We start from the raw sequence: 26093 nt of genomic DNA, 5'->3' as shown, positions 1-26093 counted from the left end.
CGAGGGCGTGCCCCTGAGCGGCTTCCGCTCCCCGCGCCTGCGGGGATGGTCCCTGCACGGGCAGGTGCAGGATGTAGGAGAAGCTCTGCTCCCCGCGTCCGCGGGGATGGTCCCCTGATGCGCGGCATCGTCACCGTCTTTGACGACTGCTCCCCGCGCCCGCGGGGATGGTCCCTCACTGACCTTGAGCTTGAGGCCCGAGACGTTCTGCTCCCCCGCGCCCGCGGGGATGATCCCTTCGACCGCGAGGGCGTGCCCCTGAGCGGCTTCCGCTCCCCGCGCCTGCGGGGATGGTCCCTGGTCCGGCACCGCGACCGGCCACGTGCTCAACTGCTCCCCGCGCCTGCGGGGATGGTCCCGTGGTCTTGTCGGCGCCGAAGTTGTAGTCCGTCTGCTCCCCGCGCCCGCGGGGCTGGTCCCCAGGTCCTCATCGGCGACCACCGTAGGTCCTCTGCTCGCCGCACCTGCGGGGATGATCCCGTCATCTGCACTGGCATGACGTGAGCCGTCTGCTGCTCCCCGGACCCCGGGGATGGTCCCGCCATGGCCTGGCCGACCTTGTTGTCAGACCACTGCTCCCCGCGCCTGCGGGGATGGTCCCGAGATTGGGTGCGTCGGGCTCTGGCAAATCAAATGCTCCCCGCGCCCGCGGGGATGGTCCCAGGACGTCGTCGATGTCGACCTCGCCGCGAACCTGCTCCCCGCACGCGGGGATGGTCCCGGCTCGCCGCAGTCCGCGCAGCGGATCGTGAGCTGCTCCCCGCCCCCGCGGGGATGATCCCTCGACCGGCTCAGTCAGATAGGTGTTCGCGCCATCAACGCCTTCCGGCGACGGTCCCGAGAGCCCGCAGCCTCATCGAGACCGGCCCATATCTGCGTCCCAGTGGATTGTTGACCGGACGCGAACAAGTGCACCAGCGGCTGTGAGCAGCGAACGATTCTCCTTAAGGGACCTGGCCGAGCCAGATCAGGTCGAGGACGTACAGACGCCCGGCTGGTCGGTTGATCCAGTACACGGCGGTGAGCTGGCCGACCGAGGCGGAGCGGACGTCTTCGCCTTCGGGGTCGCGGCTGTCGAACGGCGGGAAGGCCCACGGGTCCCGGCCGGCGATGTCGAGCACGTCGCGCACGATTTGCCGCGCGTGGTCGGGCAGTGCGGTCAGGACGTCCTGAGCTTTAGGGGAAAGGCGTGCGGTGAATGCGTCACTCACGTGCGAGTCCCGAGGACGTCCTGGGCGTCTATGCCGTCGGAGTCGTCCATGCCGCCGTCCGAGAACGCGGTCACGGCCGGCAGGGCGGCAAGACGGGCCGTCCAAGCGGCGACCACCGTGTGGAGGGGGGCAAGGCTGTAGCTGTGCCGAACGTCGTCCAGGGCGGCCGCCCAGTCACGTTCGAAAGCCGGCACCCAGCTCTCCGCCCGGCTGCTGGCACGGAGTTCGGCGAGCAGCTGCTTGGCCGCAGTGGGCGCCACGGCCGACGGCGGGGCGGCGTGGTCGGGCTGGGCGCTCATGACTCCTCCAGACGTGTCAGAGCCACGGTAGCGCTGCGTGCGCTGGGCCGGGAGGCGCTGAGGACATCAGCGCGCAGTCCCCGCCGACACGCCCCAAGGCCCCATCACAGCTCCGGCCACGGCAAGTCACAGCGACGGCTGGCGTCCTCAGCCCAGAAGCCGGCGTACGGCACGGCGCAGGGCTAGTACGCGCACGAGGCTGGGGAGGACGTAGGCACCATGGACGGGCGCAGCGATGAGGACGAACGCGGTGACGGGGCCCGTCCAGCAGGAGAGGAGCAGCGCGGTGCCGACGAGGAGCAGCAGTCCGATGGTGATGGCTAAGGTCTGCTCACCATCCTGGGCCTGCTCGTGCGTCTCGTCCCGTGAGTGTTGGTGATCAAGGGGTGCACGATGGTGTCAGGGGTGCTTGTAGCCGGTGGCGAGGTGGTCGTCGGCTACCCATCCGCGGCGCCCGGTGCGGGGCCCGGACTCGACCACGCCGTATGCCCACCACATGTCCGTGGTTGTGGCGCCCCAGCACTCGGCGTAGAAGTCGGTGTTCTTCGCTAGCACGGCCAGGGAGCGGTGGCCGGTGCCGCGCCCGGTGCGCAGGTGGACGGCCGCGGTGGTGTGCAGCTGCGCGGACGCCCCGTCGGTGTTGCAGGCTTTCGGCCCGGCGACCGCTGTGTGCGCCTGCGGGCCGGGGCCGGCTGCGAGGGTGGCGAGGACGGCAGCTGTGGCGGCCGCCGCGATGAGGAGACGTCGGATCATGCCGGACCAACTGGAGGCCAGGCGGTAGTCGTCACGGCCAGCCGGGCAAGATCACCCATGCGGGGTTCTGGTGGTCAGGCCCGGGTCGTCGACGTAGGTGAGGACTGCTCTTGGATTTAGCCCGCTGGGGCTCGCAGTGCAGAGGGTGCGCCGGAGACCACGTTAGACCTCGACGTAGGCAGCGCCGACTGGACTGCGCACGTGGGTGGAGCAGCAGTCCTGGAAGTCGAAGCATCAGATGGCATGTGGTGAGTGAGAGCACCCGGATGTGGCCTCGCTGCTGCACCTTCACATCGAAGCCCAGCACGGCATCACCTGAATCGAGCTCAGCCACAGAACGGAAGTCCAGACGGAGAGGTAGCTGACCGTGCACGTGCGGAGAGCGTGCTCAGGTAACTCCCAGATCAGCCCTGCTTGTAAGTGCTTGTTCGTCGACGGGATCAGCCCCCCGAGACGCAGAGCCGTTGGTGCGGACCACGACCTGCACATGACCACAAGCTGCACGCGAAGCCGCGTCAGCCACAGACGTAGTGACGCCAGCTCAGTGACTACGGCTAAAGGTTTCACATCGGTATAAGAGGGCGCCGAGCGTGAACACTGATTGACCTGGGGAAACGAGCCTACGCGGCCGATCTGGTGGTCTGTTCGGGACGACTTTGAGGACGGCTGCGGCCGACTCGAGGATCGGTTCGACCCGATTCTGAGATCGTCCTGCATGAACGAAAAGTACATGTTGCTTGCCTGTGAGGCTTCCTGACCGCTTGCCGACACTGGGATCCGAGTGGATGCGACACGACCGAGGGCGCGGAATGCATTGACCAATCGGCCATGTACGTTAGGTTCATCTCAACCGATCTCACGGTCGGCTCACCTGCACAGATCAGCAATGCCCTGGCTCGGAGGGACGAACGTTGGCAGCAGCACGGCCCGTGCGGCGCATGGTAGACGAGTTCGGCAACGACGTCCCTACCGCGCCGTATGCGTATAGCGGCTGGCACGCCACCGTGGACAAGGAGAGGGTGCGCGCCATCACGCGCAAGTCCTCCGGATTCACGCCGGCCGAGAAGTTCATGGTGCTGTGGTTCATCGGTGCGTCACCTCCCGGTATGGATCCTGTCCACCGCACGGGCAAGGACATCGCTGATGAGGTCGGGATGACACCGGATGCGCTCGGGCGGATCATGAAGAAGCTGGCCAGGCACCGGTTGATCATCGAGACTGGGAAGCTGGGCCGCATCAAGCTGTACCGGATCAGTCCGTACATCGCGTTCCACGGATCTGGTCTTGAGCAGAGGGAAGCGGTGAAGGACTGGAACCCGCCGGAGATCCCAGGATGGGTCGCGCCGGGTCCGCGTGGTTGGGAGGGCCAGTGAAGGCTACCGACGGCGAGTACTACCGGGCCGTGCTGCGGCGTACGGCGGGCCTCTCGCCGAGCCAGCGTTTGATCGTCCTGCTATACGCCATGATGCCGACCGACCGGGCCGGCGCTGTTCGCATGACCGGGCAGGAGCTCGCGGCTGAGGTCGACATGACTCCTACCGTCTTCTCCCGGATGAGGCGGCAGCTGGTTGAGTCCGGCTGGCTGGAACAGTCGGATCGTTTCTCCAACATCGTGTACTTCCGCCTTACTCCCCGTGCAACGGGTGAGGAGAACATCGTCCCCATGCGCCGCGTCATGTGAGATCGCGGACCCGCTGGTTGGCCCGCTCTCGCAACATGTACCAATCGTTCATATGGAACGACCGCTCGAACGGCATACCTGAACCAGACCCTCCGGCGAGCTGTCCGACTCCCGCAACTCTCCGCTGCTCCCCGCGCCCGCGGGGATGGTCCCCGTGACCTGCACATCACGCGCAAGGCGGGCAGGCACGAGGTCCGCAACGTGATAGCCCAACCCTGCGGACAAGCCGAGCTCACCAAGCAGAGTGCCGGTATCCGGTCGCCACATAGTCGATGCTGACCCAGCCGCGGCGGCCGGTCGCCGAGCCGGACACGACCTTCCCGTACGCCCACCAGTCGTTACCGGAAACACCCCAGCATTCGGCGTAGAAGTCCGTGTTCTTCGGCAGCACCATCACCGAGCGGGAGTGCCGGGAACGGCCCGTGCGCAGGTGCACGTCATCGGTGGTGTGGAGCTGGGCGGCTACCGCCGACGTGTTGCAGGCTCGGGGCAGCGGCACGGTCGCCGAGGCGGCCGTGGCCGGGGCGGTGGTGAGGGCGGTGAGGATGGCTGCCGCGCCGGCCGCCGCGGTGAGGAGTCGTCGAATCATGCCCGGCCAACGTCGACAGAGCACGGCTACGTCACGGGGTACGCACGGAGATCACCCACTGTCCTGAGCTGTTGACGCCGCCCGCTCCAGTCGCCAAGTTGCACGCTCGCCGACTGAAGTTCTCAATCGCAGTAAGCCAGCCGCTCCGTTGCTACAGGTCAAAGTCGAGCTGTTCGACGTCGGTGAACTCCACCTCCAGGCCGTGGGCGCGGCGGCCGCCGTCGCGGAAGTAGGCCTCGCCGAGGCCTTCGGCTGTGATCGCGCGCAGCTGCTGCTCGCTGGCGCCTGCTTGCTGGGCGTCGAAGAGGCGCGCGGCGAAGGCGGGCGGCAGGGCGAGGGTGAGGTGCCGGATCCGGGCGTCGTCGGTGCTGCCAGCTGCGGCGGTGAACCCGAACCGGGCCCGGGTGTCGATCATCAGGCCGGTGGAGGTTGCTGCCTGGCGGCGGGCTTGTTCGCGGACGCGGGGCTGCCAGCGGGCGCGGACGGCGTCGGCCAGGCGCTGGGCGAGGTCGGGGCGGGGCCGGCGGATCTGGTCTTTGACGTAGCGCTCGACGGTGCGCTGGGAGACGTCGAGCAGAGCGGCTACCTGTCGGGTGCCCTTGAGCTGCCGGACCAGGTAACGCATCTGTGCGCCCGCGGACTTCGGGATGGGGCGGGTGAACGCTTTGTGCACGGCGCGGTCGAGGCCGTCGGAGACCAGACCCATGACGGGCACCTTCTTTCAAGATCGGCGGTGGAGGTTTCCTCGGGCCGATCACAGGGTCCGGAAGGGTAATTGACGCCGGAGGGGGTGATCGGCCGCGAGAGAGGCGCGCAGGGCGCCTGTGGGACCGTCGGGGCGGTTGGGGTCAGCCCATGTCCTCGAAGCGGGAGTAGTGGAGCCGTGCGGCGACGGTCAGGGTGCAGGTGGGCCCGAACCTGTTCTTCTCGATGACGAGGTCGACCTCGCCGGCCCGGGGCGAGTCCTTGTCGTCGGCGTCGGGGCGTTCGACCTTGATGACGAGGGAGGCGTCGTTTTTGATGGCCCTCGATTCGCGCATGAGGCCGTCGTCGTTGAGCTGGGAGAGGGCGATGACGTGGCAGCCGAGCTGGACGGAGAGGTTTTTCAGGCCGCGGGAGACGGAGGCGACGGCTTGCTCGCGGGTGATGGTGCGGGAGGTCTGGACCTCGACGAGTTGCAGGTAGTCCACGACGAGGAGGTCCAGGCCGTCTGCGCGGGCGCAGGCCCGGGCGGCTGAGGCGATGTCGCTCAGGGAGGCGCCGTCGGGCCGGTAGACCCGCAGCGGCAGGGTCTTGAACAGCTCTGCGCCGAGCCGCCTGATCTTCTCCCAGCCCTCAGGGGTGAGCATGCCCTGGTGGGTCATGTGGTGCAGGGGGAGGTTGCCCTCGGCGGCGGCGATCTTCTGCATGAGCTCGGTGCTGCTCATCTCCAGCGAGGAGAACATGACCCTTCCGCCGGCCTTGGCGGCGGCGACGGCAGCGCCCAGGGCGAAGGTGGACTTGCCCACGCCGGACTGCGCGGCCACCACGGTCACGTTGCCCGGCCGCATCCCCGAGGTGAGGGAGTCGAGGTCGGCGAACCCGTACGGCAGACCAATCTTGCGGCCGTTCTGGATGTCTTCTAGGTCCGCCACGAAGTCGAGGTACAGGTCATCGACCGTGGGCGGCGCCTGATGCAGGCCCGGGGTGCCCGCGACGATGGCGGTGAGCTGCTGCTCGACCAGGTCGCGGACCTCGTCCTCGTCACCGGCCTCGCTGTAGGCGAACTCCAGAATCCGCTGCGCTGATTCGATCACCGCCCGCCGGTACGCCTTCGCGCGGACGATCTCGGCGTAGTGCGAGCCGTTCGCGGCTGTGGGCGTGGCCTGTACACACGCGTGGAGGTACGAGGTGCCGCCCACGCGTGCCAGTTCACCGTTGCGGGTCAGCGCATCGGCGACCGTGACCGGGTCCACCGGCTCACCGGCCGCGCGCACCTCGCAGATCGCCCGGTGGATCGTCTGGTGCGCGGGTCGGTAGTACTCCTCCGCCAGGATGCCGGTGTCCAGGATCTCTGCGAAGTACCGGTGTGAAGCGCTGCTGGGGCTGCCGGACAGCAGCAGCGCCCCGATCACTGACTGCTCGGCGTCCAGGTCCTGCGGCGGTACCCGGGTGAACCCGGCCGGCCGGCCGCCGTCGATGTCGTGGTCAGCTTCGGGGGCGTCGTGGCGCTGACCGGGAAGGCTGGTGGACACTGAAGGTCTCCTGTCCGAGTTGAGCGTTCAGGGGATTCGCGGGCCGCTCCCCTGCACGGGAGCGGCCCGCACGCATGTGGTCAGACGGGAACCGTCATGGCGCAGTCCATGCAGCCCTTGCGGTAGCGGGCCGGGTGGTCCGGACACCGCTCCGGCCCGGCCAGGCCGTCCCGGGATCTGCAGGGACCGGCGACCACGCTGTAGCGGGCCAGATCACGGATCCGCGTCGGGACCAGCGATGAGGGCCGCTTGAACCCGGCCGGATCCCGAGTGACCTCCCGCGTCAGCAGCCCGCGGTCGACCTCGTGGATCGACGGCCAGCCCTGCCCAGCCATCGACTGCAGCAGCAGGGGCGCGTACTTCCGCGCCGAGGCAGCACCCATGTGATGCGGCGGCTGCAAATCCTGCAAGAACGACTCTGCGGCGTGGAGGTCCTTCGGGGCGAAGCTCTCCTCCGTAGCCTCCCGTTGTGACGGAAGCGGCCCCGAGGGGTCGGTGAGGGGGTAGGGGGAGGAGGTAGTTACCTCCTCCGGGGGGTGTGGGGGGTGCGAAGCGAATCGCGGGTTTCCCGCATTCTGGCTCTGACCTGGCGAATCGCGGGTTTCCAGATGGCGGGTTTTCCGCGATTCGGGTCCGGACTGCGGGTTTCCAGCATTCCGGCTCTGACCTGGAGAAACGCTGGTTTCCCGCGATCCGGGGGGCGAGGAATCGCGGGTTTCCCGCACTTCGGTCCTGACCTGCTCGGATGCCGCGATGCCCAGGTCGACGTACTGGCTGTTGTTCGCCGGGTTCCGGTAGACCCTGGTGACCCAGGTGGGGCGCTGAGTTGACTCGTCGTAGACCGAGACGCGGGCCAGGTGGCCGGCCTTCGTCAGGCGCCCGGCGATGGCGGTGTAGCGGTCCTTGCCCATCTTCCAGCCCTGGGCCTGGAGATCGCTGCGGATCGCTTCCATGGTCGAGGGCAGACGGGGATCACGGAGCAGAAGTTCCGCGAGGACGCCGAGGTCTTCTGGCTGCAGTCCTGGCGTGCGTACAAGCTCGCGCCGCAGGATGACCTCTTCTGGTGGCTCCCATCCGCGCTCGAACTGAGTGGCGCCGAAGTCGTCGGAGCCGGTCTGGTGGTGCAAGGGGTACATCTCCCCAGGTAGGGGAGCCGCGACCAGCAAATGTGACCTACAAGGGCCCCGGAGTAGTGGCGTTGCGCAATCTATTGCGCATACTCTGGGTATAGGTGACTGCGCGGACCCAAGGGTCCACGGGCATCACCCCGGCGAGGTCACCTCACCGGACACGACTCGAAGCTTTGACAGGGCGACTGAGTCGGACTTGGAAGCGGCTCCTGTTGTGGCGACAGGGGCCGCTTCGCATTTACGGGGGTTGGGTCGGGCGACACACCATCAGCTGGCCTCCGCGAACTGAAATCCGTCGGCGGCACCAGGATGCTTGGCAGCCCACCCTCTGAGCAGACGGACGTATGCCTCCAGGTGCCGGCGGCGGGGCTTTGCCGCTCCGACCTCCCACCTGTTAAACGCCACCCGGGTGACCCCGAAGACGCTGGCGACTTCTTCCTGGGTGAGCCCGTCGGCCTTGCGTAGGCGTGCACGGATCTCCGGCGGCGGCATGGCATCTGGACGTACGAGTAGAGCGTCGACCGCATCGAGTAGCTCAGACACTGATCCCCCTCTTCTCACGTGATCCAGAACTATACATAAATCTTGACTGCTGGCTGGGGTGTTGGCGGCATGTCGCACGAAGACCGTCAAGTTAAGGTCAACGACATGCGCTTTGCCTTCTTCGACCTGGATGGCACGCTGGTCGATCGTCTGTCGGCTCTCGACGATGCTGTGAGCAGCCTGTGCCGTTCCCGCGGTCTCCCCCCAGACGCCGACCAGTGGCTGCGCACCGAGCTTGCCGACCGTGCGAACGCCGCCGACTTCACCCGACTGCGGCAAGCCTTCCGTTTGAAGGCGTCGGCCGCAGACCTGTGGCAGGAGTACGTCGACCTCATATCCGCCGCCGTCACCTGCCGCCCCGAGGTCCTCGAGGGCTTGGCCTGCCTGCGCGCCGCTGCATGGACGATCGGCGTCATCACAAACGGGGCTGGCGACATCCAGCGCGCCAAACTCGCCGGGACCGGTCTCGCCGACCTGGTCCATGGAGTCGCCGCCTCGGGTGACCTGGAGATCCGCAAGCCGGACCGGCGCCTCTTCGAACTCGGGGCTGCTCGGTGTGGCGTGAGCCTTGCGGATGGCGGCTGGATGGTCGGCGACAACCCGACCGGCGACATCGGCGGCGGCCACCAGGCCGGCCTGCGCACCATTTGGCTGCGCGGCCGTCCCTGGCCTGACGACCTGCCCGCCGCACACCACGTTGTCGACGACGTCACCGACGCCATCACCATCCTGCTCGCAGAGACGGAGTAGCACTGTGGACCAGCCGACCGTCGGCATCCTCCACCCCGGCAGCATGGGTGCCGCGGTCGCCGCCTGCGCCGCGACCAACGCGGCCGAGGTTCTGTGGTGTGAGACCGGGCGGAGCACCGCATCCGTGGAGCGCGCTGCCCGATTCGGGCTGACAGCCGTGGCGACGCTGGCTGAGCTGCTGGATCGTAGCGACATCGTCATCAGCCTCTGTCCGCCGGCCGCTGCCGAGGACCTGGCCCGTGACGTCGCCGGGCATCGCTTTGCCGGGATGTACGTAGAGGCGAACGCCATCAACCCCGAGCGAGCGAAGCGGATCGCCGTGCTGCTCGAACACGGCGCGACCATTGTGGACGGCGGCGTCGTCGGCTCCCCGCCGGTCGGCGGCAAAACGCCGACCTTGTACCTGTCCGGCCCGGCCAGCGCGACCGATCGCGTGGAGGCGCTGTTCGCAGGTACCGCCGTTAGAACGGCACTCCTTGGCACGGACATCGGGAAGGCATCCGCGCTGAAACTCTCGTACGCCGCCTTCCAGAAGACATCGCGCGTGCTGGTGGCGCTCGCGATCGGCATGGCGCGCGAGCACGGCGTCGACCAGGAGCTCATCGAGGTCGCATCGAGGCGCACCGACTCGTACCTGTCCGAGCCGAAGTACGTCGCCAAGACCGCCGCGCGCGCTTGGCGCTGGGGCCCGGAGCTGGAGGAAGCTGCGGATGCGCTCGCGGCCGCCGGCCTCCCGCCGGAGATGCTGCGCGCGGCCGCGTCGACGCTGGCACGGTGGACCGACGCTAAGGACGACAGCGAGCTCACGCTTACCGACGCCCTGGACCGACTCGTCCAGCCGTAGCCCACGCTCATGCCGTCGCCGCTCCCGCCCGCTGCGCCAGCAGCTGGTCGATGAGCCGCGCCGCGTCCTGCGGAGCCGACACCGTGGTGTCCACGGTCAGGTTCCAGACCATGCCCGGGTGCGCGTCCAGGTCCTCGCGAGTCGCGTCCCATGCCGCCAGGCGCGCCGCGGTGTCCCTGTCGTCGCGCTCCGCCGACCGCTGCTCGGTCACTTCGCGCGGGCACCACAGCAGCACCACCGACCAGTCGGCCGGGTAGCCGTCGACCAGCGCTCGGATGCCGTCGACCTGCCCGAGGTGCACCACCGGCACACCGGCATCGAACGCCGCGTCGACGCCAGGGCGGTCGATCACGTACGTATTGCCGTACCGGGCGTTCGCGTAGACGACGTCGCCCGCGGCTTCCAGCTCACGCAGATGCTCCGCCGTGCCCATCCGGTAACCGGCCGTTTTGCCCGTTCCGACCTTGAGCCGCGCGAACTGCGCGTACCTGGAGTTGAGGTCGCTGAGCGCGGCGGTGACAGTGTCCTTGCCCGACGCCGGCGGGCCGTAGAGGATCACGCCTTGCTTCTCCGTCACGCGTACATCGCCCCCATCGCCTGCCGGGCCTGGTCCGCGAGCGTCACCGCGGTCCCCAGCCGGTTGTCGACGACCAGGTGCGGCACTGCCGGGCGCAGCTCCAGGTCGATCGTGGCCATGTACTCGTCCCACCGCTGGAGCTTCCACGCGTCCCGAGCCGCTGAACGGAATCCGATGTACTCGCGCATCGACTCCTCGTCGCAGCGCACCCACACCGGAAAGACGTCGACACCCATCGAGCCCGCACGGTTGGTCAGGCGCTGCATCCAGTCCGGGTCAGTCATTTCAGAGATGAACGGCGCGGTCAACACCGTGGAGATGCCGCACTTGATGTTGGCCATGGCTGACTGCATCAGGCAGTCGTACTCCACGGGCCTGACCTTTTCGCGGTAGAGCTTGGTGTGCCTATCGTTCGCGTCACCGCCCAGCGCGATCAGGAGCCGCTCCACGAGCGGTCGGGTGAGCGGGTCCTTGTCGAGCAGCGGCCAGCCGGTGAGCTGAACGAAGAAGCGGGCGAGCTCGGTCTTCCCGCTGCCCGCGAAGCCGCCGACCAGGATGAGCACGGGACGGTGCGGGTCGCCGCCCGTGTGTCGGCGCTTCCATGCGTCGATGATCCGCTGCTGCAGGTCGAAGTGGTCGGCTTCGTCGGAGCCCGGCGCGATGCGGTGAATGGCTCGCTCAACCGCCAGGACATGCGAGCCGTTGAGACGGTCGTCCATCGGCGTGAGCTTGAAGGAGGTCTCCTCCCCCGGCAGCGCGGCGCGGAAGCCCAGGTCGGGCTCGGTGGCCCGGTACAGAAGGCAGTAAGCGCGCCGGTAGTGGGGGCCGGGGTAGACCTCCCCCTGCTCGTGCTGCCACAGAGTTTGCGGATTTGCAGCAGGGATGCCTTTGAGTCTGGCGTGCTCAGCCACCTCACGGAGGCGTTCACCAGCCTTCTCCAGAGTCAGACCATGAGCCTCGCGCTGCTCACGCAGCCGGTCTGGCCGCCAGCCTGCCCGGTGCTTCCCCACCCTGATCCCCTCCGTCATCGACATGACTGTGAGCCTAGGCCCGCAGCCGCAAATCCCATGTGTAAGCGGATGTTGAAAACCTGTGAACGCCTATGCGCACGAGCTTGGACAAGGCGTTGTGATGTTGCGATCCAGCTCCAGCGAGTGTGATAGCCCACACAAGATCAGCCATCAGGTGGAGTTTATGGTGTGGGAGTTGGAGCCCTTAGGCGTCGAATTCGTAGTCCAGTACGTATGCGGCCGAATCCATGGTCATCTCGTTGATCTCCACGGCTCGCCCTTCCGAGTCAAAGGCTGTGCGGGCCAACTTGATAACCGACCTCTCCGTAGGAATGGCCAGCCGGGTCGCTTCCTCAGCGGTGGGCATACGGACCCGCACCTCCTCTCGGAAACGGGCTGGCGCGTGACCAAGGTCCCTAAGACGGGCGTAGACGCCGCCTGGACCTGTGTCGGCTTGCGTGATCGGGGACCCCGTTACCAGCGACTGAGGCAGATAGGACTCGGCGATCATGACGGGGCGCCCGGCCATCAGGTATCGACGACTTCGTACACACACCGCCTCGTTTGGAGGCAGCTCAAGAACCGAGCTGATGTGGCGAGGAGGGAGAACGCCTTCCGTGACCGTGATCTGATCGACGTCTGGAATACGGCTGTCGTCTGCGGCCCAGACCGACTTGCCGCTTCCCCAATGCCCTTGGGTCAGTCGTTGCAGGCCGCGACGCCGGATGGGATCGAAGGAGATTACCCGGGCTCCGGCACCCTTCTTTGTTTCGATGAGTCCCTCCGTCCGCAGGATTTTCAGCGCCCTACGGGCAGTAAGGCTCGCTACGTCGTACTGCTCGGCGAGTGCGTTCTCACCGGGCAAGCGATCGCCAGGCCCGTAGTTACCTCGTTCGATCGCGGCTTTCAGCTCGTCAGCGATCTGCTGGGCCTTGGTGGGCGGTGTGTCCGTCTCGTCTGCTGCCATCTGTCTCCCTACCTCAGTACCGATCCTAGGAGTGATTGCTACCGAGGTGCCCGGGGGGTGCCCAGGCGTGTCCGAGGGTGTGGGGCAGGATACCGGCTAGCGACACACCTCGGTACCGAAGTCGTTGACATCACTACCGAGGATGCCTTTCACTGAGTGTGCAACCTCGGTACCGAGGTTGCGGCAATACCGCAGGAAGCCCCTTCCCGAACTGGGAGGGCCGGGGTTGATGGCTCCACCAAATCCCCCGGACCAGGTGTCTGGCTGGCGCGGCTTGCACGCGTACGCGCAGTGCAGGTGCTCCGTCCATCAGGACGCTGGGATCGACCCGGGCGGCCTGACGGGCGGAGAGAGCACCGCGACGCGCCCGTCCTTCCGATCATGAGGAGGCCCCTATGACCACGACCCCCGCGATGCCGACGGCCCGCAAGCGCCGCCGGAAGACCCGTACCTCAAAGGTCAACCACCGTCCCCCGATCATCGCCTCCGGCCTCAAGGCCAACGAGCTCGACCTAACCCCTGGCAAGGAGCACCTGGTCTGCCCCGACTGCTCCACCTGGGTCCCAATCACCGGCATGCTGGGAACGCCGAAGTTAGTGCCCCACCACACCGGCCAGGCCGGGACCGCCGGAGCGCACCGCTGCACGGGTGGCACCAACCGCCGGGTCACCCTCGACGTCGAGGTTGACGCCTGGCGCACCAAGCTGATCGAGGCGGCCCCGACCACTGCCTCCCGCCGCGCCACCAAGGTGCTGCGCAAGCCGAAGACGACGCAGCCACCGGCCGTCAGCCAGATGACGCCCGTCTCAATCAGCGCGGAACAGGTGCGCCAGGCGTTCCGGCGACACAGGCAGCACTGCCTGGCCTGTAGGGGCGAGGCCACCGCCCGCGACGGCGAACCGGTGCCCTGCCGCGATGGTGAGCGCCTGGCCGTCACCTTCCTCCGACTGCTCCGCCAGGAGCCCAAGCGCCAGGCCATCCGCGAGGTCTTCGCCCGGGAGCGTCAGCGATTCGACCGCCACTACGCGCTGGCGGCCCCCGCGAATCGGAAGTCCCAGTGGGCCGCGGTTCTCCCGAAGGTGCAGGACGCAGACACCCGGCGCGGGCAGCTACCCGCCGGCGACGCCCCCACCGAGGCCCGCAACGTGCCGCTGGAAACCCTTCACCCCATGCGCAGTAACGCCAACTGACCCCGTCGAGAGCGGCTGCGGCCGCTCTCGCCCCGGCATCGCCACCTCTGCCGGGATCTCTGCAGCCCTGCGCTGCCCATCGACCACCACGCCACTACGGCGGTGGCCGGTGGTGTGCGCAGGACGCACTGCCCCGTCTACGTGCGGGGGCACAGCATGCGACGAACCCCCAGGGATTGCGCCCCTGGGGGTTCTTGTCGCGGTCTCATCCCGTCGCGAAAGGACTGACCACGTGCACAGCATCGCATTCCGCCAGGCCCGCTCCACCGTCCAGGACGAGATCGGTCCGCGCCGTCCCGGCGCGATCTACCAGAACGTGGATGGCCGGTTCGAGGTCCTCGCGCTCGTCACCGCCCCGGCCGACGCTGCGCAGCTGCTGCGTCGGACAGCGGCCCGGTGGGCGGTGATCGTCCGGGACACCCTCCGCCCGGACGGACAGCCCTTCGCCGTCGGCACGGTGTGGACCGACAGCGACTACCTGATCCGCCCCGCCACGGACTCCAGCCTGTACGCGCCTGCTGCCTGACGACCCGCCACGGTCCGCCTCCCGCCCACCAGAGCGTTCGGGGCGGGAGACGGGCCGTGGCTGGCCGCCCGGCCAGTCTCAGATGACGGCCCCGGAAGGTGAGAGCTCCGGGGCCGTCTGGTCACAGGAAGAGAGAGCCTGCCCATGACCACGACGATGATCACACGCTCGATCCTCCGCACACCAGAGGACGACGACAGGTTCACCACCGTCCTGGACGCGGTCAACTCCCACCGCACGCCCCGCCGCCGCGAGGGCGCCCGCCCGCACCTGGCCGCCTCCGCGGCCGCGCTCGGCGCGCACCTCCTGGCCGTGGTCCGTGCCCAGGACGCGACGATCCCGGCCCACCGGCGCGCGCCGCGCACGGTCGCCGAGATGCGGGCCCGGCTCGCGGGCCTGTACGAGGACGAGCAGGATGCCTGCGGGGTGTGCGGTTTCTGGCAGTGTCGCTGCGCCGAGGCCCGCACCCTCACGCCCGCGCCGGCCGATGCCGTCCCGGCTCCTGCGTTCGGCGGCGGGCAGTGCGACGTGTGCGGCGGCTGGTTCGAGGGCTGGTGCGGCGGCACCTGCGACGCCTGCCGCTAGCCCGCATGCCTCACCGCATAGAAGCGGCCCGCGTAGCGCAGCAGCGCGCCGTCCGGGCCGCCGCGGTCGGCCCCACGCACCCGCTCGCCCAGCTCCTGCTCGCGGCCGCCGTCCTGGCCGCGGCCGCCGAGTCGGACGCCGGGCACTGCGTAGCCGACCTGCACCACCGCCCGCACTGCGAAAGACACCGCCCCCGTGCCTGACGACCTGTACCAGCGCTACCAGGCAGCCCACCGCGCCTGCCAAGCGCACACCGCCTCCTGCGCCCCTTGCGCCGACAGCCCCACCTGCTCAACAGGCAAGCGGCTGTACGAAACCTTCGCCCGGCTGCAGGACGCCTATCTCACCCGACTCAAGCAGCGCCGCAAGCGCTGAGCCGAAAGGACCACTGCCGTGACCTCGCTTATCCCCGCCCAGAGCACCACGACGCCTGCCGCCCGGTTCACCGACATCACGCTCGGCGAGGCTGGCAAGCTGGCCGCCGACCGGTATCAGCCGTGGACCGGGCCGTCCGGAGAGGAATCAACCGGCGAGGCCGTAGCCCTTCACCTGGAGGCCGCCATCCGGTTGCTGGACCAGGACGGCTGGGTCCGCGTCTACGACTACGGCAAGGAATGGTCGGCTGGCTCCGACCTCCCCGACGAGGACACGGCTACCCCGGACGAGATGCTCCGCGCCCTGGTGCGCCTGGTCCGCGACGAGGCCGGAACCGGCCCGCAGCGCACCCTCGCCACCGTCCTGCGCCACATCGGTGGCAGCAGCCACGGCGACCCGGACACCGCCCATATCGCTTCCAACGTCCTGGACCTGGTCATCCGCGCCCACACCGGATGTGACACCGCCCGCGCCACCTGCTGGTCGGAACGCCTGACCCGCACCCACCAGGACATCACCGCCCTGCTGACTGCCGGCGCCCTCTTCGCCCGCACCTACGGACCTTCTGCCTGACCGACACCGCCACCTGTATCGGTTACCTGACCCGGCGGGGCCCCCCCCCCCCCCCGCGGGGGGGGCGCGGGGCCCCGCCGCCCCCCCCCCCAAACAACACGGNCCCCCCCCCCCCCCCCCCCCCCCCCCCCCCCCCCCCCCCCCCCCCCCCCCCCCCCCCCCCCGGTCCAGGGCAGACAGTCCTGCCCACGCGAGCCGTGACCGAAGCAGCAGGACACCCCCCACGACGCCTGACCAGCACCACCCCCTAGTACCCCTACCCCTCCTCGCATCGTCGTTCTGGCCGCCCTGCTGGCCCGCCAGAAGAAAGGAAGGAAGCACTCGTGAAGACCAGGAACAGGAAGTGGCAGCAGCCGTCACCGCGCGGCATGGTCCTCGGCATCCTGGGGGTCATCACCCTGGGCGTGGCCGCCCTGTCGGTGGCCGTCAGCTACCAGATTCTTCAGCCGCGGTTCGGCGGCTGGGCCGTGCCGACCGTGGGCGCCCTGGACGCCCTGTGGTGCGTCTTCCAGGCCACCGAGATTCTGTCCGGCAACAACAAGAGCCGTATCCGGCGCGTGCAGTGGGCCGGCATCGCGCTCACCGCCGTCAACGCCGCGATCCCCACCGTCGACCTGGCGCTGCGCCTCAGGCACTCCGGGGCCGGCTTCGACCTGGCCGTGGTCATCGCCCCGATCGCCATCGTGGCGACCAAGGGCGCCTGGTGGATCGCCCTGCCCGCGCTCGGCCGCAAGGTGTCCCCCGCCACCCGGCGCATCATCGCGGAGCGCCGGCAGACGGTCGCCGACCAGCTGGAGAAGATGGAGGCGGACACCGCCGACCGCATCGAGCTGCTGGCGCTGGCCCGCGACCTCAATGAGCGGGTCGCCGAAGCCGAGACCGCCTACCGCCTGTCGGTGCTCAAGACCCAGCAGACCATGACCGAGGACCTGCACGAGCAGGCCGCGGCAACCGCCGCCACGGTCGCCGAGCAGCCCCTGCCCGCCATGGTCGCGGCGATCACCCTGCCCGACTTCGCCACCTTCACCGCTGCCGCGCCCGCGCTGCCCGGCACACCTGGCGGCACGGCCCGTCACACCGAAGGCACGCAGGTCAACGCCCTGTCGACCGCCTCCGGTACAGGCAATGGCACGCCCGGCGGCACAGGTACCGGCACACCGGCACACACGGCGGCACACACCGTGCCGCTGGAACGCCTCGCATCCGTAGCAGGCGTACCGGTCCCCCAGACCGGCGAGCAACTGACCGACGCACAGATCGGCGTCGTGCTGCGCCACCTGCGCTACGCCGACGACCCGCCCATGTCCTTCCGCCAGGCCCGCAGCTCCTTCCGCGGAGCGGGCTATCAGGGCAGCGAGGAACGCATCCGCCACGCCTGGGCCGTCTTGCGCGCCAACGAGGGGCACGGCGAGATGACCGACACCGACACCGACGACGAGGCGACCGAAGGCGCCGACGCCTGACCAGTCCTGTCCGGCACCACCAGTGGGGGCCAGCCCGCAACACCGCGGGCTGGCCCTTGCTGCGACTGCCGGAAACCCGCAGCAGTCGACCGGTTGCAGACCCGGTGAGTGACCTGGCGAGCGAACGCACGTTTCGCAGACCCAGGGAGCAGCCCCGGCGAGCTCCACCAAAGCCCGATACGCGCACTGACCCGTGCACGTGCTCATGACCGAAGAAGGACAGGCGTGTCAGGAAAACAAGCAGGTGAAGACATGCACGCACAGGCCGCCGGCGCGATCGGCGGCCTCGTGATCGCCTTCGGCGTCCTCGCCGCCATCAAGGACAAACTCGGGTTGTCCTGGCCTACGACCGTACTGCTCACCGCCGGAGCCCTGATCGCCCTCGGATACGGCGCCTGGAGGGCCAGAACGGCCGCCAGACGCCTGTGGACACGCGAACCCAGGACCGTCGCCAAACCCCAGGCGAGCGCCGGGACACCGCCGCCCGGACAGACCGTGGCGCTGCAAGCCGCACCGGTCACCCTGCAAGCCGACGGCACCCTGGCACCCACCGAACCCGCTCCGCCGCACCCGGAACTGACCGCAGCGCTCACCACGGCCGGCGCCATCGGCCGGGACCAGATCATCAAGCTCAACGAGGCCACGGTCAACGACCTGCCGACCGGCACGCTCTACGACTTCCTCGTGCCCGAAGGGCGCACCTACGAGGACGTCGAAAAGCGCCTGGGCACCGTGGCGGGCATGTTCCACGTCACCCGCCTGCACATGACGCTGGAGCGCAGCCGGGACAACGAACGCCGGGTCAGGCTGCTCAAGCTGCACGAGCCGCCGTTCAACCGCCCCTTCCCCGCGCCCACCCGGGGTGAGATCGAGACGTTCGCCGGGATCCCACTCGGCCACGACGTCACCGGCCGGCTCGTCGGCGTGCCCACCTTCGACAAGGCCTCGCTACTGGTCGCAGGCATGACGCAGATGGGCAAGACGACGCTGATCAACGGGCTCATCACCTGCCTGCTCATCGCGTACGGCGACTTCGACCTGTACCTCCTCGACGGCAAATTCTGCGGGCTGACCAGGTTCGAACCGATCGCCACCCGCTACGAATCCTCGGACGATCCGGCCGTCTTCTGGAGCATGGTGTGCGAATTGAACCAGCTCTCGGACAGCCGGTACGCCCAGATCAAGGAGGCAATCCGAAAACGGCAGCCCGTTCCGAAGTTCAAGCCGGTCATCTTCATCGTGGACGAGGGGGCCGACTTCTTCGCTTCCGGTGGAACCACTGAGGAGAAGGATCAGGCCAAGCAGATCGTGAACGACACGCGTTCGCTGGTTTCCAAGTCCCTGGAATCCCAGATCTCCACGGTCCTCATGACGCAGCGTCCGTCGGTAAACGCCATTCCCGTTGAGGTGCGAGATCAGTTCCTTTATCGCCTGTGCCTGTATGTGGCATCGGCGGGGACCGCGAAGGTCGCTCTCGGCGACACCTATTTCGACACCATCGCGCCGATCAACCCAGCCCTCCTCGACCCCGACATCAAGGGGCAGGGTGTCCTCTTCGCTAAGGGACGATCCACGCTCATCCGGGGCTTCAACTTCGACGACAAGTTCATCTGGGACGTGGTCGACGAAAAAATCGACAGGCGTGTGCAAGAAATCCCGGAGGAAACTCCGCTCCGTCAGGCCATCGAGCTGATGCGGAGCAAGGGCGTGGAATTCATGACCACACCCGACATGGCACCCGCTCTCGGAATCCTGGAAGACGATCCGGTCAAGCGCGGAAAGAGGCTCAACGAGCTTCTGGGAGGCCCTCCCACGCACAAGAACTCACAGGGCCGCGGCTACCGCCTGGACGACCTCATCGCCTTCGCAAGGGCCGCTTCATGACCGCCACCCGCCACCGCCCAGACACCGCCACAGCACCGCCAACGACCGCCATGACACCGCCACACCGGGCGGACCCATGGCGGTCCCATGGCGGTCAAAAGCCACCCCATGGCGGTGCCATGGCGGACCACCATGGCGGATCTGACCTGTGGAAACACCGAAAACGAGCAAGGGAAGGAGATTTACGCCCGTGAGAGCCTCAACGGCCGTCACCGTCGGCGTGGGAGCGACCGCGGCCGTGGTCGTGGCCGCGCTCGTACAGGGCGCCGGCGACAGCCCACTGTCCACGGCGCTCAGCCTCGCCGTCCCCGGCAAGTACCGGTCGCTGATCCAGGAAGCGGGACACACCTGCCCCGAGGTCACACCCAACCTGCTCGCCGCACTCCTCACCCAGGAATCCGGATTCAACCCGAAAGCAAGCTCCCCGGTCGGCGCGCAAGGAATCGCGCAGTTCATGCCGTCCACATGGGAGAGGCACGGCGTCGACGGAAACGGCGACGGTGAACGAGACGTGTGGGATCCGGAGGACGCGATCCCCGCGGCCGCCGGATATCTGTGCGGCATAGCGAAAGACATCAAGGACGTGCCCGGCGACAAGCAGAGCAACATGCTCGCCGCCTACAACGCCGGGAGCGGAGCGGTCCGCAAATACGGCGGCGTGCCTCCCTACAAAGAGACACAGAATTACGTCCGCTCCATCCAGGCACTCGCCCACCAACCAGTCGGCGGGAAAACCGCGAGCACGGAACAGGCCTCTGCGGCCATCAACGCGGCGACGAGAATGATCGGCACCCCCTACTCGTGGGGCGGGGGGAACGAAAGCGGCCCGAGTACGGGCACGTGCTGTTCCCCGCAAGGCCGGTCCGGTGAATCCATCAGCGGTTTCGACTGCTCCGGGCTCACCCTCTACGCCTACGCCAAAGCCGGTATCGCCCTACCCCGCACAGCAGCCCAGCAATACGCCGCGTCAGAACCCGTAAAACCCGGGCAGGTACGCCCCGGCGATCTCGTGTTCTACGGCTCCAGCCTCAGCAGCATTCATCACGTCGGCATCTACATCGGCGGCGGCTGGATTCTCGACGCACCGCGCCCCGGCACCCAGGTCCGCTACGACCCCATGGACACCATGCCGGACCTGATCGCCGTCGCCCGCCCCACCTCCCACCACACCCAGGAGATCTGAACCCATGCCCCAGCTCACCACCCTCGCCAAGCCCGTCGACATGTCCGTCGGCTTCAAGGACTTCTTCGACACCATCGGCCTCACTGGCGGCGGCCTGGTCACCAAGGGCATCGCCGCCGTCATCGCGATCATCGCCCTCCGGATGCTGCTGCAGCTGTCCAACGACCCCAAGGGCGCCCTGCAGAAGGGCTCCCTCGCGGTCGGCACCCTGTTCGTCGCCGTCATCCTCGCCCTCTACGGCGACACCCTGTTCTCCACCGTCACCAACGCCAAGAGCTGACCCGGCATGGCAGACAAGGACCCCTGCGCCCTGATCAAAGGCCCCGGCCGGGCCTACTGCGAACAGGACAACTCCGGTGGCGGTCCCCCCGGCACCGGCACCGGCGGAGGCGGCGGCATCACCGGCAACGCCGCCGACAACGTCAAGAACCTGGCCAACAGCCTGCTCAAGACCTTGAAAGGATTAGTGGCCCCGAAGGACACGTGGGCGCCGGCCAAGGTCGACAACTGGGTTTACGAGCAGTTCTTGTGGCTCGGCCAGCACCTGGCTGTCGCCATCTTCATCTGTGTCGTCGTCGTGTGCGCCCTGACCGCTTGGCAGGGCGCACCGCGTCTGAAGCAGATGGGCGCCTCGACCAGCTGGACGCTCGCGGCCGTGGCGGGCATGGCGTCGGTGCCAGGCGCGGTGATGCTGCTCAATCGGGCGGTGAGCGCGGCGTTCACGGTCGCGTTCGACAGCAATGAATCCACCCTGTTCCCGGTCATCCGTCAGGACCTGCAGCATGGGGCGGACGCGGGGAACCCGCTGGCGAAACTGCTGATCATCGCCGCCCTGGTCGTTGCCCTTGGGTTCGCGACGCTGGTCTTCATGACCCGCCAGATCGGCATCCTGATGTTCGTGTGCATGGCGCCGCTGGTGCTGGCGTCCCTGGCCCGCGGCGGTGACACGAGCGCGGTCAAGCAGTGGGCGCAGCGGCTGCTGGGGCTGATGTTCGCCCCCTTCGCGCTCCTGCTGGTGAGTCCGTTCGTCAAGCTCGCTCAGGGCTCACTCGTGGTGGACTCGGCCCTGGTGGTTGCCGCAGACGTGATCATGTTGCGGATGATCTTCCATGGCGTGCCCTACTTCGGGCCCAAGGTGGCAGGCGCCGCCCGCGCCTTCGTGGAGAACCGCACCAGCAACCCGCTGGCGCGGGCGGTCGTGCAGGCCGGTTCACCCGACGTGTACGAGCGGGAGAACACCCCGCGCGGGCTGCGCACGGTGGACACTCCTGGCCGTGCGATGTCGCAGGACCGGGGCGTGCTGTTCGCTGCCTACGGCGTCAAGCAGCAGCAGCGCCCGACACGGCTGACCACCGAGTCCGCCATCGCCCAGGCCCGGCACAACGCCGCCCGCAACGCGCAACTTCGTGAGGCGCGCAGTCAGGCGCGCGCCTCAGCCCAGCCCCCGACGCCCAACGGGCAGCGCCTGCCACCAAATCCGGCACCCACCCAGCCGCCGACCCCCTAGAACAACTCGCCTGCGCCTGGTCCCGGCCGATGCCGGGGCCAGGCGCGTTATGCGCCACTGGAGGCTTCGTCATGTACTCCCTGACTCCCGGCTACCGTGTCCCCGCCGTGCAGCGCGGGCTCAGTCCCGCCGAAACCCTGCTGACGAAGATCAACGCCGGGGCCGGCGGCGTCGTCTTGGCGTCCGCGATGCTGACCCCGCCTCCCGTGTGGACGTTCGGCGCGGTGGGAGCGGCCGCGGTGCTCCTCAACCTCGCGCCTGGGCCGCGCTCGATCGCCCGGTGGGTGACGGTCGGCTACCGGCACCTGCGCGAGCGCACCGCCCCCGCAACCATGACCACCCGGGCCGGGTCGACCGCGACGTGGGCCCTGTACCCGGAGCACGGCACCATGCAGGACCCGCATAGCCGGGCCGCCTTTCATGACGCGTTCTCCCGCGCGCTGACGTTCACCGCCGGCCAAGCGCGCACCGCTGGAGTCCAGGTCCACGTCACCCACCACGCCACCGTCGGTGACCACACCGAGCACGCGCAGACGATCAGCGTGCACGTTCCCAAGGGACTGGCCGGTCAGCCCACTCGGGTCCTCGACACCCTGGCGGGCGAGTTCGCCGCCCTGGGTGCGCTGACCCCCCTCACACCCGACCCTGTCCTCGATGTGACCGAGCGGGGACCGGGCTGGGTGGCGCTGGACGACGGCCGGTACGCGGCCACCGCACGGATCACCACCTGGCCCGAAGAGGCCGGCGGTGACCTCATGCCCCGGTTGCTCCTGGGCCAGGAAGCGGACCGCTCCCTGGCAGTGCTGTACCGGCCGCTGCCAGCGGCTCAGTCCCGGCGTTCGGCGAAGTGGCAGGCCGCCGCCAGCGGGGCCTTCACCACCGACAAGGTGAAGGCCACCACCTACGAGATCGCGTCCAGCACCGCGCACGGCGCGCTCGTCCAGGGCGCCACGCTCGTCGACCTCGACGCCTACCTCACTGTGTGGGGCGACAGCCCGGAAACGGTCACCGACGCCCGCTGGCAGGCCACACTCACCGCCGACCGGCACCGCATCCATCTCGACTGGCTCCCCGGCCAGCAACACCGCGCCCATGTGATGACTACCCCCCACGGAGCCTCCACCCAGAAAGGGGCCATCCTGTGATCCGTCTGCCCTCCAGCCACGCCGCGATCACGGCACCGCTCGTCGCCTCCAGCACCAGCTTCCCCGGCATCCGGATTGGGCGGTCCCTGCTGGACGGCCGCCCGTTCCATCTTTCGCCGGTCCGCGCCTCGGCGGCCGTGCTGCCGTCCACGAACAGCCTCGCCCTGGGCGGTCTCGGCTCCGGTAAGAGCACCACAGCTAAGACGAGGATCCGCCGCGAGATCCTTGATCACGCCCACCAGGCCGTCGTCATCGACTCCTTCGGGGAGCACAGCACCGGCGGGGAGTGGGCGCCGCTGGTGCGCTCCCTGGGCGGCCGGATCATCGAAGCCGGCGCCTTCACCCTGAACCCCTGTAGCTCCATGTTCCCGCCGGAAGTCCGGGAGCAGTTGGTGCGGTCGCTGATCGCCGCCGTGGAGCCCACCGCGCTCAGCCCCCAGGCCACCCACGCACTCCAGCATGCCCTGAACCACCCGAAGGCGACCTCGCTGAACGGGCTGGTCGACGCGCTGGTCAACCCCGAGGACGGCAGGTGGCCGGCCGCCAGCCTCTCTGAGTGGGGCGTGGGCACCGCGATCGCCCTGTCCCGCTACACCGAAGGCTCGCTCCGGGGCCTGTTCGACGGCCAGGACGCAAGCCTGCCCGAGACAGACCTGCCGATCCTCTCCTTCGACTTCTCCCGCCTGGACCGGAATAGCCCCGCGATTCCCTCACTCATGGCAGCGATCTCCTGCTGGGCGGAGCACGTGTGGTTGCGACAGTCGACCGCCGTCCACAGGCACCTGGTCCTCGAGGAGGCCTGGCAGATCCTGCTGTCCCCAGCGACGGCCGAGCTGATCCAGCGCCTTCTGAAGTACTCCCGCAGGGCCGCCCTCTCCCTTGACGTGGTGATGCACACGCTGTCCGACCTCGGCGACGGCAAGGCACAAGACCTGGCGCGGCTGTGCGAGATCGCCCACGTCGGACGCCTCGGCCCGGAAGAGGCCGCCATCGTCGGCTCACTGCTGGGCCTGCCCACCTGGGCAGTCGAGAGAATCCCCACGCTCAATCCGGGACAGGCCGTATGGAAGGTCGGGCCCGACTACGTCGACATCATCGAGACCGTGCTCAGCGAGAACGAGGCCCGACTCACGGACACCTCCACGCGCCGCCGCGCAGCACAGCAGGCCGTGCTCGACGTTGCCGAGACGATCACCGAGATCGAGGAGAAAACCACCGAGACGGAGCCCGCCCGCGCCGCCGACGTCGATCTGGACGACGTGGACCGACAGGACACCGTGCTGATCGACCAGACGCCATTGGCTGAGCAGGAGGCCGCCGATGACTGGGACTGGGAGATGCCGCCCAACGTAATAGACGGACGCCACCACGATGTCATCCAGGCAGCGAGCGAAGGCCGGTGCGATGAAGCCGCCCAGCTCGCCGCCATCGGCGAACGGCAGGACATCACCGCGCACGGCATCAACTCCGACGAGGCCGCCCTGTGGTTGTCCACCCGCGCACGGGTGGCTGAACTGTGCGGAAGCCCCGACCAGGCGGCTCAACTGCGCGCTACCGTCACCCGCATGGGCAAAGATGTCGAATGGTGGCAGCAGCCCGCGAACACCACCGCAGCCGCACCGGCATGGAGTAGCAACCCCCAGCCGCCTGCCGAGCCAACCACCGTCGACAGCGACGGACGCACGCCGACACGACGGCACACCCGGCGCTACATCGCCATGATCGCGGCCCTGGGCATCGTCTCCGCAGGCGTATGGCAGTACGCCCACAACCAGCAGGCGCGCCATGACAGGCAGGCCAAGGCAGAGGCATATAAGGGCCGGTCAGGCGCCGGGCTTCACATTGATGGCGTCGAAGCGGACGTAGTGGCGCAGTGGAGCACCCACAGAGACCACGTTGTCGTGGAACTGCGGAGTTACTTCGACCGCAACGCTCGATTCCTGCGCATCGACGGTCCATCAGGTGCGACAGCTCAGAGCACGCGGGGAGCAGATCGCTACCCCCGCGATCCCGAAATCAACCTGCCTGTGACAGACGGGCTTGCTGACGTGACAGTTCGTGTGGCGGTAGGTGGCAAGAGCTGGAAGGAAGGTATGGCCCCGTACTCGCGGACCATCCGTCTGTCCCCGACCGGCATCGCCTACGACGCTGAGACCGGGGAGCCCCTTCCCTCCGATCTCTGACACCCGCACCTGCACGTCACACGGCCCGCGCCCAACGGCGCGGGCCGCTTTGTGTTCCGGGCAGCGCGCTTGGCCCTCGCTCCCGATCTGAAGGGGCTGCCGGAGTACGACCGGGGCACAACCTCCACCGGTGAGCTGGCCATGCGCCGCCAGCTACGCGCCGCCCAGCAGCCGCTCTCGGTCGGCGACCAACCCCTCTTCGATCTCGATCGCCTCGCTGGTCCGGCCCGCCTGCCGGTAGGCGCCGGCGAGGTTGCTGCGGGCGGTGAGCGTGTCGGGGTGCTCGCTACCCAGCAGCCGTTCTCCGTCGGCCGCCGCCTGTTTCAGTAGTTCGATCGCCTCGACGGTCCGACCCGCCTGATAGTAGACGCCGGCGAGGTTGCTGCGGGCGGTGAGCGTAGAGGGGTGCTCGCTACCCAGCAGCCGCTCTCGGTCGGCCGCCACCTGTTCCAGCAGCTCGATCGCCTCGACGGTCCGACCCGCCTGATAGTAGGCGCTGGCGAGGTTGCTGCGGACGGTGAGCGTGGAGGGGTGTTCGCTACCCAGCAGCCGCTCTCGGTCGGCCGCCGCCTGTTTCAGCAGCTCGATCGCCTCGACGGTCCGACCCGCCTGCCGGTAGGAGGCGGCGAGGTTGCCGCGGGAGGTTAGCGTGTCGGGGTGCTCGCTACCCTGCAGCCGCTCTCGGTCGGCCGCCACCTGTTCCAGCAGCTCGATCGCCTCGGCGGTCCGACCCGCCTGCAGATAGGAGGTGGCGAGGTTGGCACGGGCGGTGAGCGTGTGAGGGTGCTCGCGGCCCAGCAGCCGCTGCAGGTCGGTGACCACGCCCTCCTCGATCCCGATCGCCTCGTTGGTCCGGCCCGCCTGCCGGTAGGAGGTGGCGAGGTTGCCGCG

The 26093-nt window shown here is 68.5% G+C and carries 29 protein-coding genes; 16 read left to right on the top strand and 13 right to left on the bottom strand.

Annotated elements, in window-relative coordinates:
* Nucleotides 1-944: 944 nt before the first annotated feature.
* The 3 genes from V7E45_RS15260 to V7E45_RS15250 form a co-directional block, all read right to left on the bottom strand.
* Nucleotides 945-1211: a hypothetical protein gene (locus tag V7E45_RS15260; protein ID WP_333774695.1), complete on the bottom strand. Its 267-nt coding sequence runs from the start codon at nucleotides 1209-1211 to the stop codon at nucleotides 945-947.
* Nucleotides 1208-1510, bottom strand: coding sequence for a DUF6247 family protein (locus tag V7E45_RS15255; RefSeq protein WP_333774694.1), 303 nt, complete (start codon nucleotides 1508-1510; stop codon nucleotides 1208-1210). The genes V7E45_RS15260 and V7E45_RS15255 overlap by 4 nt, the downstream gene beginning before the upstream one ends.
* A gap of 399 nt (nucleotides 1511-1909) precedes the next feature.
* Nucleotides 1910-2263, bottom strand: a complete 354-nt coding sequence (locus V7E45_RS15250) for a hypothetical protein (protein WP_333774693.1) — start codon at nucleotides 2261-2263, stop codon at nucleotides 1910-1912.
* 938 nt (nucleotides 2264-3201) lie between these two features.
* Between V7E45_RS15250 and V7E45_RS15245 the strand changes: the two genes are divergently transcribed.
* Nucleotides 3202-3636, top strand: coding sequence for a MarR family transcriptional regulator (locus V7E45_RS15245; protein ID WP_333774692.1), 435 nt, complete (start codon nucleotides 3202-3204; stop codon nucleotides 3634-3636).
* Nucleotides 3633-3944 carry a replication initiation protein, RepL2 gene (locus V7E45_RS15240; protein ID WP_333774691.1) on the top strand — a complete coding sequence of 104 codons (312 nt, stop codon included), beginning with the start codon at nucleotides 3633-3635 and terminating at the stop codon, nucleotides 3942-3944. Before V7E45_RS15245 ends, V7E45_RS15240 begins: the two co-directional genes overlap by 4 nt.
* A gap of 232 nt (nucleotides 3945-4176) precedes the next feature.
* Here V7E45_RS15240 and V7E45_RS15235 read toward each other — a convergent pair whose 3' ends face one another.
* The 5 genes from V7E45_RS15235 to V7E45_RS15215 all read right to left on the bottom strand — a co-directional run bounded on the left by V7E45_RS15235 (nucleotide 4177) and on the right by V7E45_RS15215 (nucleotide 8440).
* Nucleotides 4177-4533, bottom strand: a complete 357-nt coding sequence (locus V7E45_RS15235) for a hypothetical protein (protein ID WP_333774690.1) — start codon at nucleotides 4531-4533, stop codon at nucleotides 4177-4179.
* Nucleotides 4534-4684: 151 nt separating this feature from the next.
* The gene (gene tpg / locus V7E45_RS15230) at nucleotides 4685-5239 is read right to left on the bottom strand and encodes a telomere-protecting terminal protein Tpg (protein WP_333774689.1); all 555 of its coding nucleotides are present in this window, start codon (nucleotides 5237-5239) and stop codon (nucleotides 4685-4687) included.
* 142 nt (nucleotides 5240-5381) lie between these two features.
* On the bottom strand, nucleotides 5382-6767 hold the full coding sequence (locus V7E45_RS15225; RefSeq protein WP_333774688.1) for a DnaB-like helicase C-terminal domain-containing protein: 1386 nt from the start codon (nucleotides 6765-6767) through the stop codon (nucleotides 5382-5384).
* Nucleotides 6768-6847: 80 nt separating this feature from the next.
* Complete coding sequence (locus V7E45_RS15220) at nucleotides 6848-7894, bottom strand: hypothetical protein (RefSeq protein ID WP_333774687.1); 1047 nt, start codon at nucleotides 7892-7894, stop codon at nucleotides 6848-6850.
* A gap of 270 nt (nucleotides 7895-8164) precedes the next feature.
* Nucleotides 8165-8440: a type II toxin-antitoxin system MqsA family antitoxin gene (locus tag V7E45_RS15215; RefSeq protein WP_333774686.1), complete on the bottom strand. Its 276-nt coding sequence runs from the start codon at nucleotides 8438-8440 to the stop codon at nucleotides 8165-8167.
* A 105-nt stretch (nucleotides 8441-8545) separates the two neighbouring features.
* On the opposite strand from V7E45_RS15215, the gene V7E45_RS15210 reads away from it, so the two are divergent.
* Nucleotides 8546-9190 (top strand): HAD family hydrolase, encoded by a 645-nt coding sequence (locus V7E45_RS15210; protein ID WP_333774711.1) that lies wholly within the window; start codon nucleotides 8546-8548, stop codon nucleotides 9188-9190.
* A 4-nt stretch (nucleotides 9191-9194) separates the two neighbouring features.
* On the top strand, nucleotides 9195-10034 hold the full coding sequence (locus tag V7E45_RS15205) for an NAD(P)-dependent oxidoreductase (protein ID WP_333774685.1): 840 nt from the start codon (nucleotides 9195-9197) through the stop codon (nucleotides 10032-10034).
* A 7-nt stretch (nucleotides 10035-10041) separates the two neighbouring features.
* Here the strand turns inward: V7E45_RS15205 and V7E45_RS15200 are convergent, their stop codons facing one another.
* The 3 genes from V7E45_RS15200 to V7E45_RS15190 all read right to left on the bottom strand — a co-directional run bounded on the left by V7E45_RS15200 (nucleotide 10042) and on the right by V7E45_RS15190 (nucleotide 12588).
* On the bottom strand, nucleotides 10042-10611 hold the full coding sequence (locus V7E45_RS15200; RefSeq protein ID WP_333774684.1) for a phosphotransferase-like protein: 570 nt from the start codon (nucleotides 10609-10611) through the stop codon (nucleotides 10042-10044).
* The gene (locus tag V7E45_RS15195) at nucleotides 10608-11645 is read right to left on the bottom strand and encodes an AAA family ATPase (protein WP_333774683.1); all 1038 of its coding nucleotides are present in this window, start codon (nucleotides 11643-11645) and stop codon (nucleotides 10608-10610) included. Before V7E45_RS15195 ends, V7E45_RS15200 begins: the two co-directional genes overlap by 4 nt.
* A gap of 181 nt (nucleotides 11646-11826) precedes the next feature.
* A complete protein-coding gene (locus V7E45_RS15190) occupies nucleotides 11827-12588 on the bottom strand; it encodes a GntR family transcriptional regulator (RefSeq protein ID WP_333774682.1) in 762 nt (253 codons plus the stop codon).
* A gap of 395 nt (nucleotides 12589-12983) precedes the next feature.
* Here V7E45_RS15190 and V7E45_RS15185 point away from each other — a divergent pair, with 395 nt between their 5' ends.
* The 3 genes from V7E45_RS15185 (at nucleotide 12984) to V7E45_RS15175 (ending at nucleotide 14889) form a co-directional block, all read left to right on the top strand.
* Nucleotides 12984-13778 (top strand): hypothetical protein, encoded by a 795-nt coding sequence (locus V7E45_RS15185; protein ID WP_333774681.1) that lies wholly within the window; start codon nucleotides 12984-12986, stop codon nucleotides 13776-13778.
* A 232-nt stretch (nucleotides 13779-14010) separates the two neighbouring features.
* Nucleotides 14011-14304 (top strand): hypothetical protein, encoded by a 294-nt coding sequence (locus V7E45_RS15180; protein WP_333774680.1) that lies wholly within the window; start codon nucleotides 14011-14013, stop codon nucleotides 14302-14304.
* A 144-nt stretch (nucleotides 14305-14448) separates the two neighbouring features.
* Nucleotides 14449-14889, top strand: a complete 441-nt coding sequence (locus V7E45_RS15175; RefSeq protein WP_333774679.1) for a hypothetical protein — start codon at nucleotides 14449-14451, stop codon at nucleotides 14887-14889.
* Here the strand turns inward: V7E45_RS15175 and V7E45_RS15170 are convergent.
* On the bottom strand, nucleotides 14886-15077 hold the full coding sequence (locus V7E45_RS15170) for a hypothetical protein (RefSeq protein ID WP_333774678.1): 192 nt from the start codon (nucleotides 15075-15077) through the stop codon (nucleotides 14886-14888). The two genes, V7E45_RS15175 and V7E45_RS15170, sit on opposite strands and share 4 nt — an antisense overlap.
* A gap of 7 nt (nucleotides 15078-15084) precedes the next feature.
* On the opposite strand from V7E45_RS15170, the gene V7E45_RS15165 reads away from it, so the two are divergent.
* The 9 genes from V7E45_RS15165 to V7E45_RS15125 all read left to right on the top strand — a co-directional run bounded on the left by V7E45_RS15165 (nucleotide 15085) and on the right by V7E45_RS15125 (nucleotide 25202).
* Complete coding sequence (locus V7E45_RS15165; protein WP_333774677.1) at nucleotides 15085-15264, top strand: hypothetical protein; 180 nt, start codon at nucleotides 15085-15087, stop codon at nucleotides 15262-15264.
* Nucleotides 15265-15282: 18 nt separating this feature from the next.
* The gene (locus V7E45_RS15160) at nucleotides 15283-15837 is read left to right on the top strand and encodes a DUF6197 family protein (protein WP_333774676.1); all 555 of its coding nucleotides are present in this window, start codon (nucleotides 15283-15285) and stop codon (nucleotides 15835-15837) included.
* Nucleotides 15838-16160: 323 nt separating this feature from the next.
* Nucleotides 16161-17300: a hypothetical protein gene (locus V7E45_RS15155; protein ID WP_333774675.1), complete on the top strand. Its 1140-nt coding sequence runs from the start codon at nucleotides 16161-16163 to the stop codon at nucleotides 17298-17300.
* Between the two features lie 252 nt (nucleotides 17301-17552).
* Nucleotides 17553-19184: an FtsK/SpoIIIE domain-containing protein gene (locus V7E45_RS15150; RefSeq protein WP_333774674.1), complete on the top strand. Its 1632-nt coding sequence runs from the start codon at nucleotides 17553-17555 to the stop codon at nucleotides 19182-19184.
* A 220-nt stretch (nucleotides 19185-19404) separates the two neighbouring features.
* Nucleotides 19405-20367: a C40 family peptidase gene (locus V7E45_RS15145; RefSeq protein WP_333774673.1), complete on the top strand. Its 963-nt coding sequence runs from the start codon at nucleotides 19405-19407 to the stop codon at nucleotides 20365-20367.
* A 4-nt stretch (nucleotides 20368-20371) separates the two neighbouring features.
* Nucleotides 20372-20647: a hypothetical protein gene (locus tag V7E45_RS15140; protein WP_333774672.1), complete on the top strand. Its 276-nt coding sequence runs from the start codon at nucleotides 20372-20374 to the stop codon at nucleotides 20645-20647.
* 6 nt (nucleotides 20648-20653) lie between these two features.
* On the top strand, nucleotides 20654-21874 hold the full coding sequence (locus V7E45_RS15135) for a hypothetical protein (protein ID WP_333774671.1): 1221 nt from the start codon (nucleotides 20654-20656) through the stop codon (nucleotides 21872-21874).
* 71 nt (nucleotides 21875-21945) lie between these two features.
* Nucleotides 21946-23019, top strand: coding sequence for a hypothetical protein (locus tag V7E45_RS15130; RefSeq protein WP_333774670.1), 1074 nt, complete (start codon nucleotides 21946-21948; stop codon nucleotides 23017-23019).
* On the top strand, nucleotides 23016-25202 hold the full coding sequence (locus V7E45_RS15125) for a hypothetical protein (RefSeq protein ID WP_333774669.1): 2187 nt from the start codon (nucleotides 23016-23018) through the stop codon (nucleotides 25200-25202). The genes V7E45_RS15130 and V7E45_RS15125 overlap by 4 nt, the downstream gene beginning before the upstream one ends.
* Before the next feature lie 153 nt (nucleotides 25203-25355).
* Here V7E45_RS15125 and V7E45_RS15120 read toward each other — a convergent pair.
* Nucleotides 25356-26093 (bottom strand): tetratricopeptide repeat protein (locus V7E45_RS15120; RefSeq protein ID WP_333774668.1); only part of this gene is annotated, 738 nt, incomplete at its 5' end.

Source organism: Streptomyces sp. IBSBF 3136 (assembly GCF_036815105.1).
Lineage (GTDB): Bacteria > Actinomycetota > Actinomycetes > Streptomycetales > Streptomycetaceae > Streptomyces.
The sequence above is the reverse complement of the archived record's forward strand: the minus strand, read 5'-3'. Positions and strand labels throughout refer to the sequence as shown.

What these genes read in the sequence shown, in the direction of transcription:
- V7E45_RS15255 (WP_333774694.1), bottom strand. Translation starts at nt 1,510, where the DNA reads ATGAGCGCCCAGCCCGACCACGCCGCCCCGCCGTCGGCCGTGGCGCCC.
- V7E45_RS15250 (WP_333774693.1), bottom strand. Translation starts at nt 2,263, where the DNA reads ATGATCCGACGTCTCCTCATCGCGGCGGCCGCCACAGCTGCCGTCCTC.
- V7E45_RS15245 (WP_333774692.1), top strand. Translation starts at nt 3,202, where the DNA reads ATGGTAGACGAGTTCGGCAACGACGTCCCTACCGCGCCGTATGCGTAT.
- V7E45_RS15235 (WP_333774690.1), bottom strand. Translation starts at nt 4,533, where the DNA reads ATGATTCGACGACTCCTCACCGCGGCGGCCGGCGCGGCAGCCATCCTC.
- tpg (WP_333774689.1), bottom strand. Translation starts at nt 5,239, where the DNA reads ATGGGTCTGGTCTCCGACGGCCTCGACCGCGCCGTGCACAAAGCGTTC.
- V7E45_RS15210 (WP_333774711.1), top strand. Translation starts at nt 8,546, where the DNA reads ATGCGCTTTGCCTTCTTCGACCTGGATGGCACGCTGGTCGATCGTCTG.
- V7E45_RS15195 (WP_333774683.1), bottom strand. Translation starts at nt 11,645, where the DNA reads ATGTCGATGACGGAGGGGATCAGGGTGGGGAAGCACCGGGCAGGCTGG.
- V7E45_RS15190 (WP_333774682.1), bottom strand. Translation starts at nt 12,588, where the DNA reads ATGGCAGCAGACGAGACGGACACACCGCCCACCAAGGCCCAGCAGATC.
- V7E45_RS15185 (WP_333774681.1), top strand. Translation starts at nt 12,984, where the DNA reads ATGACCACGACCCCCGCGATGCCGACGGCCCGCAAGCGCCGCCGGAAG.
- V7E45_RS15175 (WP_333774679.1), top strand. Translation starts at nt 14,449, where the DNA reads ATGACCACGACGATGATCACACGCTCGATCCTCCGCACACCAGAGGAC.
- V7E45_RS15150 (WP_333774674.1), top strand. Translation starts at nt 17,553, where the DNA reads ATGCACGCACAGGCCGCCGGCGCGATCGGCGGCCTCGTGATCGCCTTC.
- V7E45_RS15140 (WP_333774672.1), top strand. Translation starts at nt 20,372, where the DNA reads ATGCCCCAGCTCACCACCCTCGCCAAGCCCGTCGACATGTCCGTCGGC.
- V7E45_RS15135 (WP_333774671.1), top strand. Translation starts at nt 20,654, where the DNA reads ATGGCAGACAAGGACCCCTGCGCCCTGATCAAAGGCCCCGGCCGGGCC.
- V7E45_RS15130 (WP_333774670.1), top strand. Translation starts at nt 21,946, where the DNA reads ATGTACTCCCTGACTCCCGGCTACCGTGTCCCCGCCGTGCAGCGCGGG.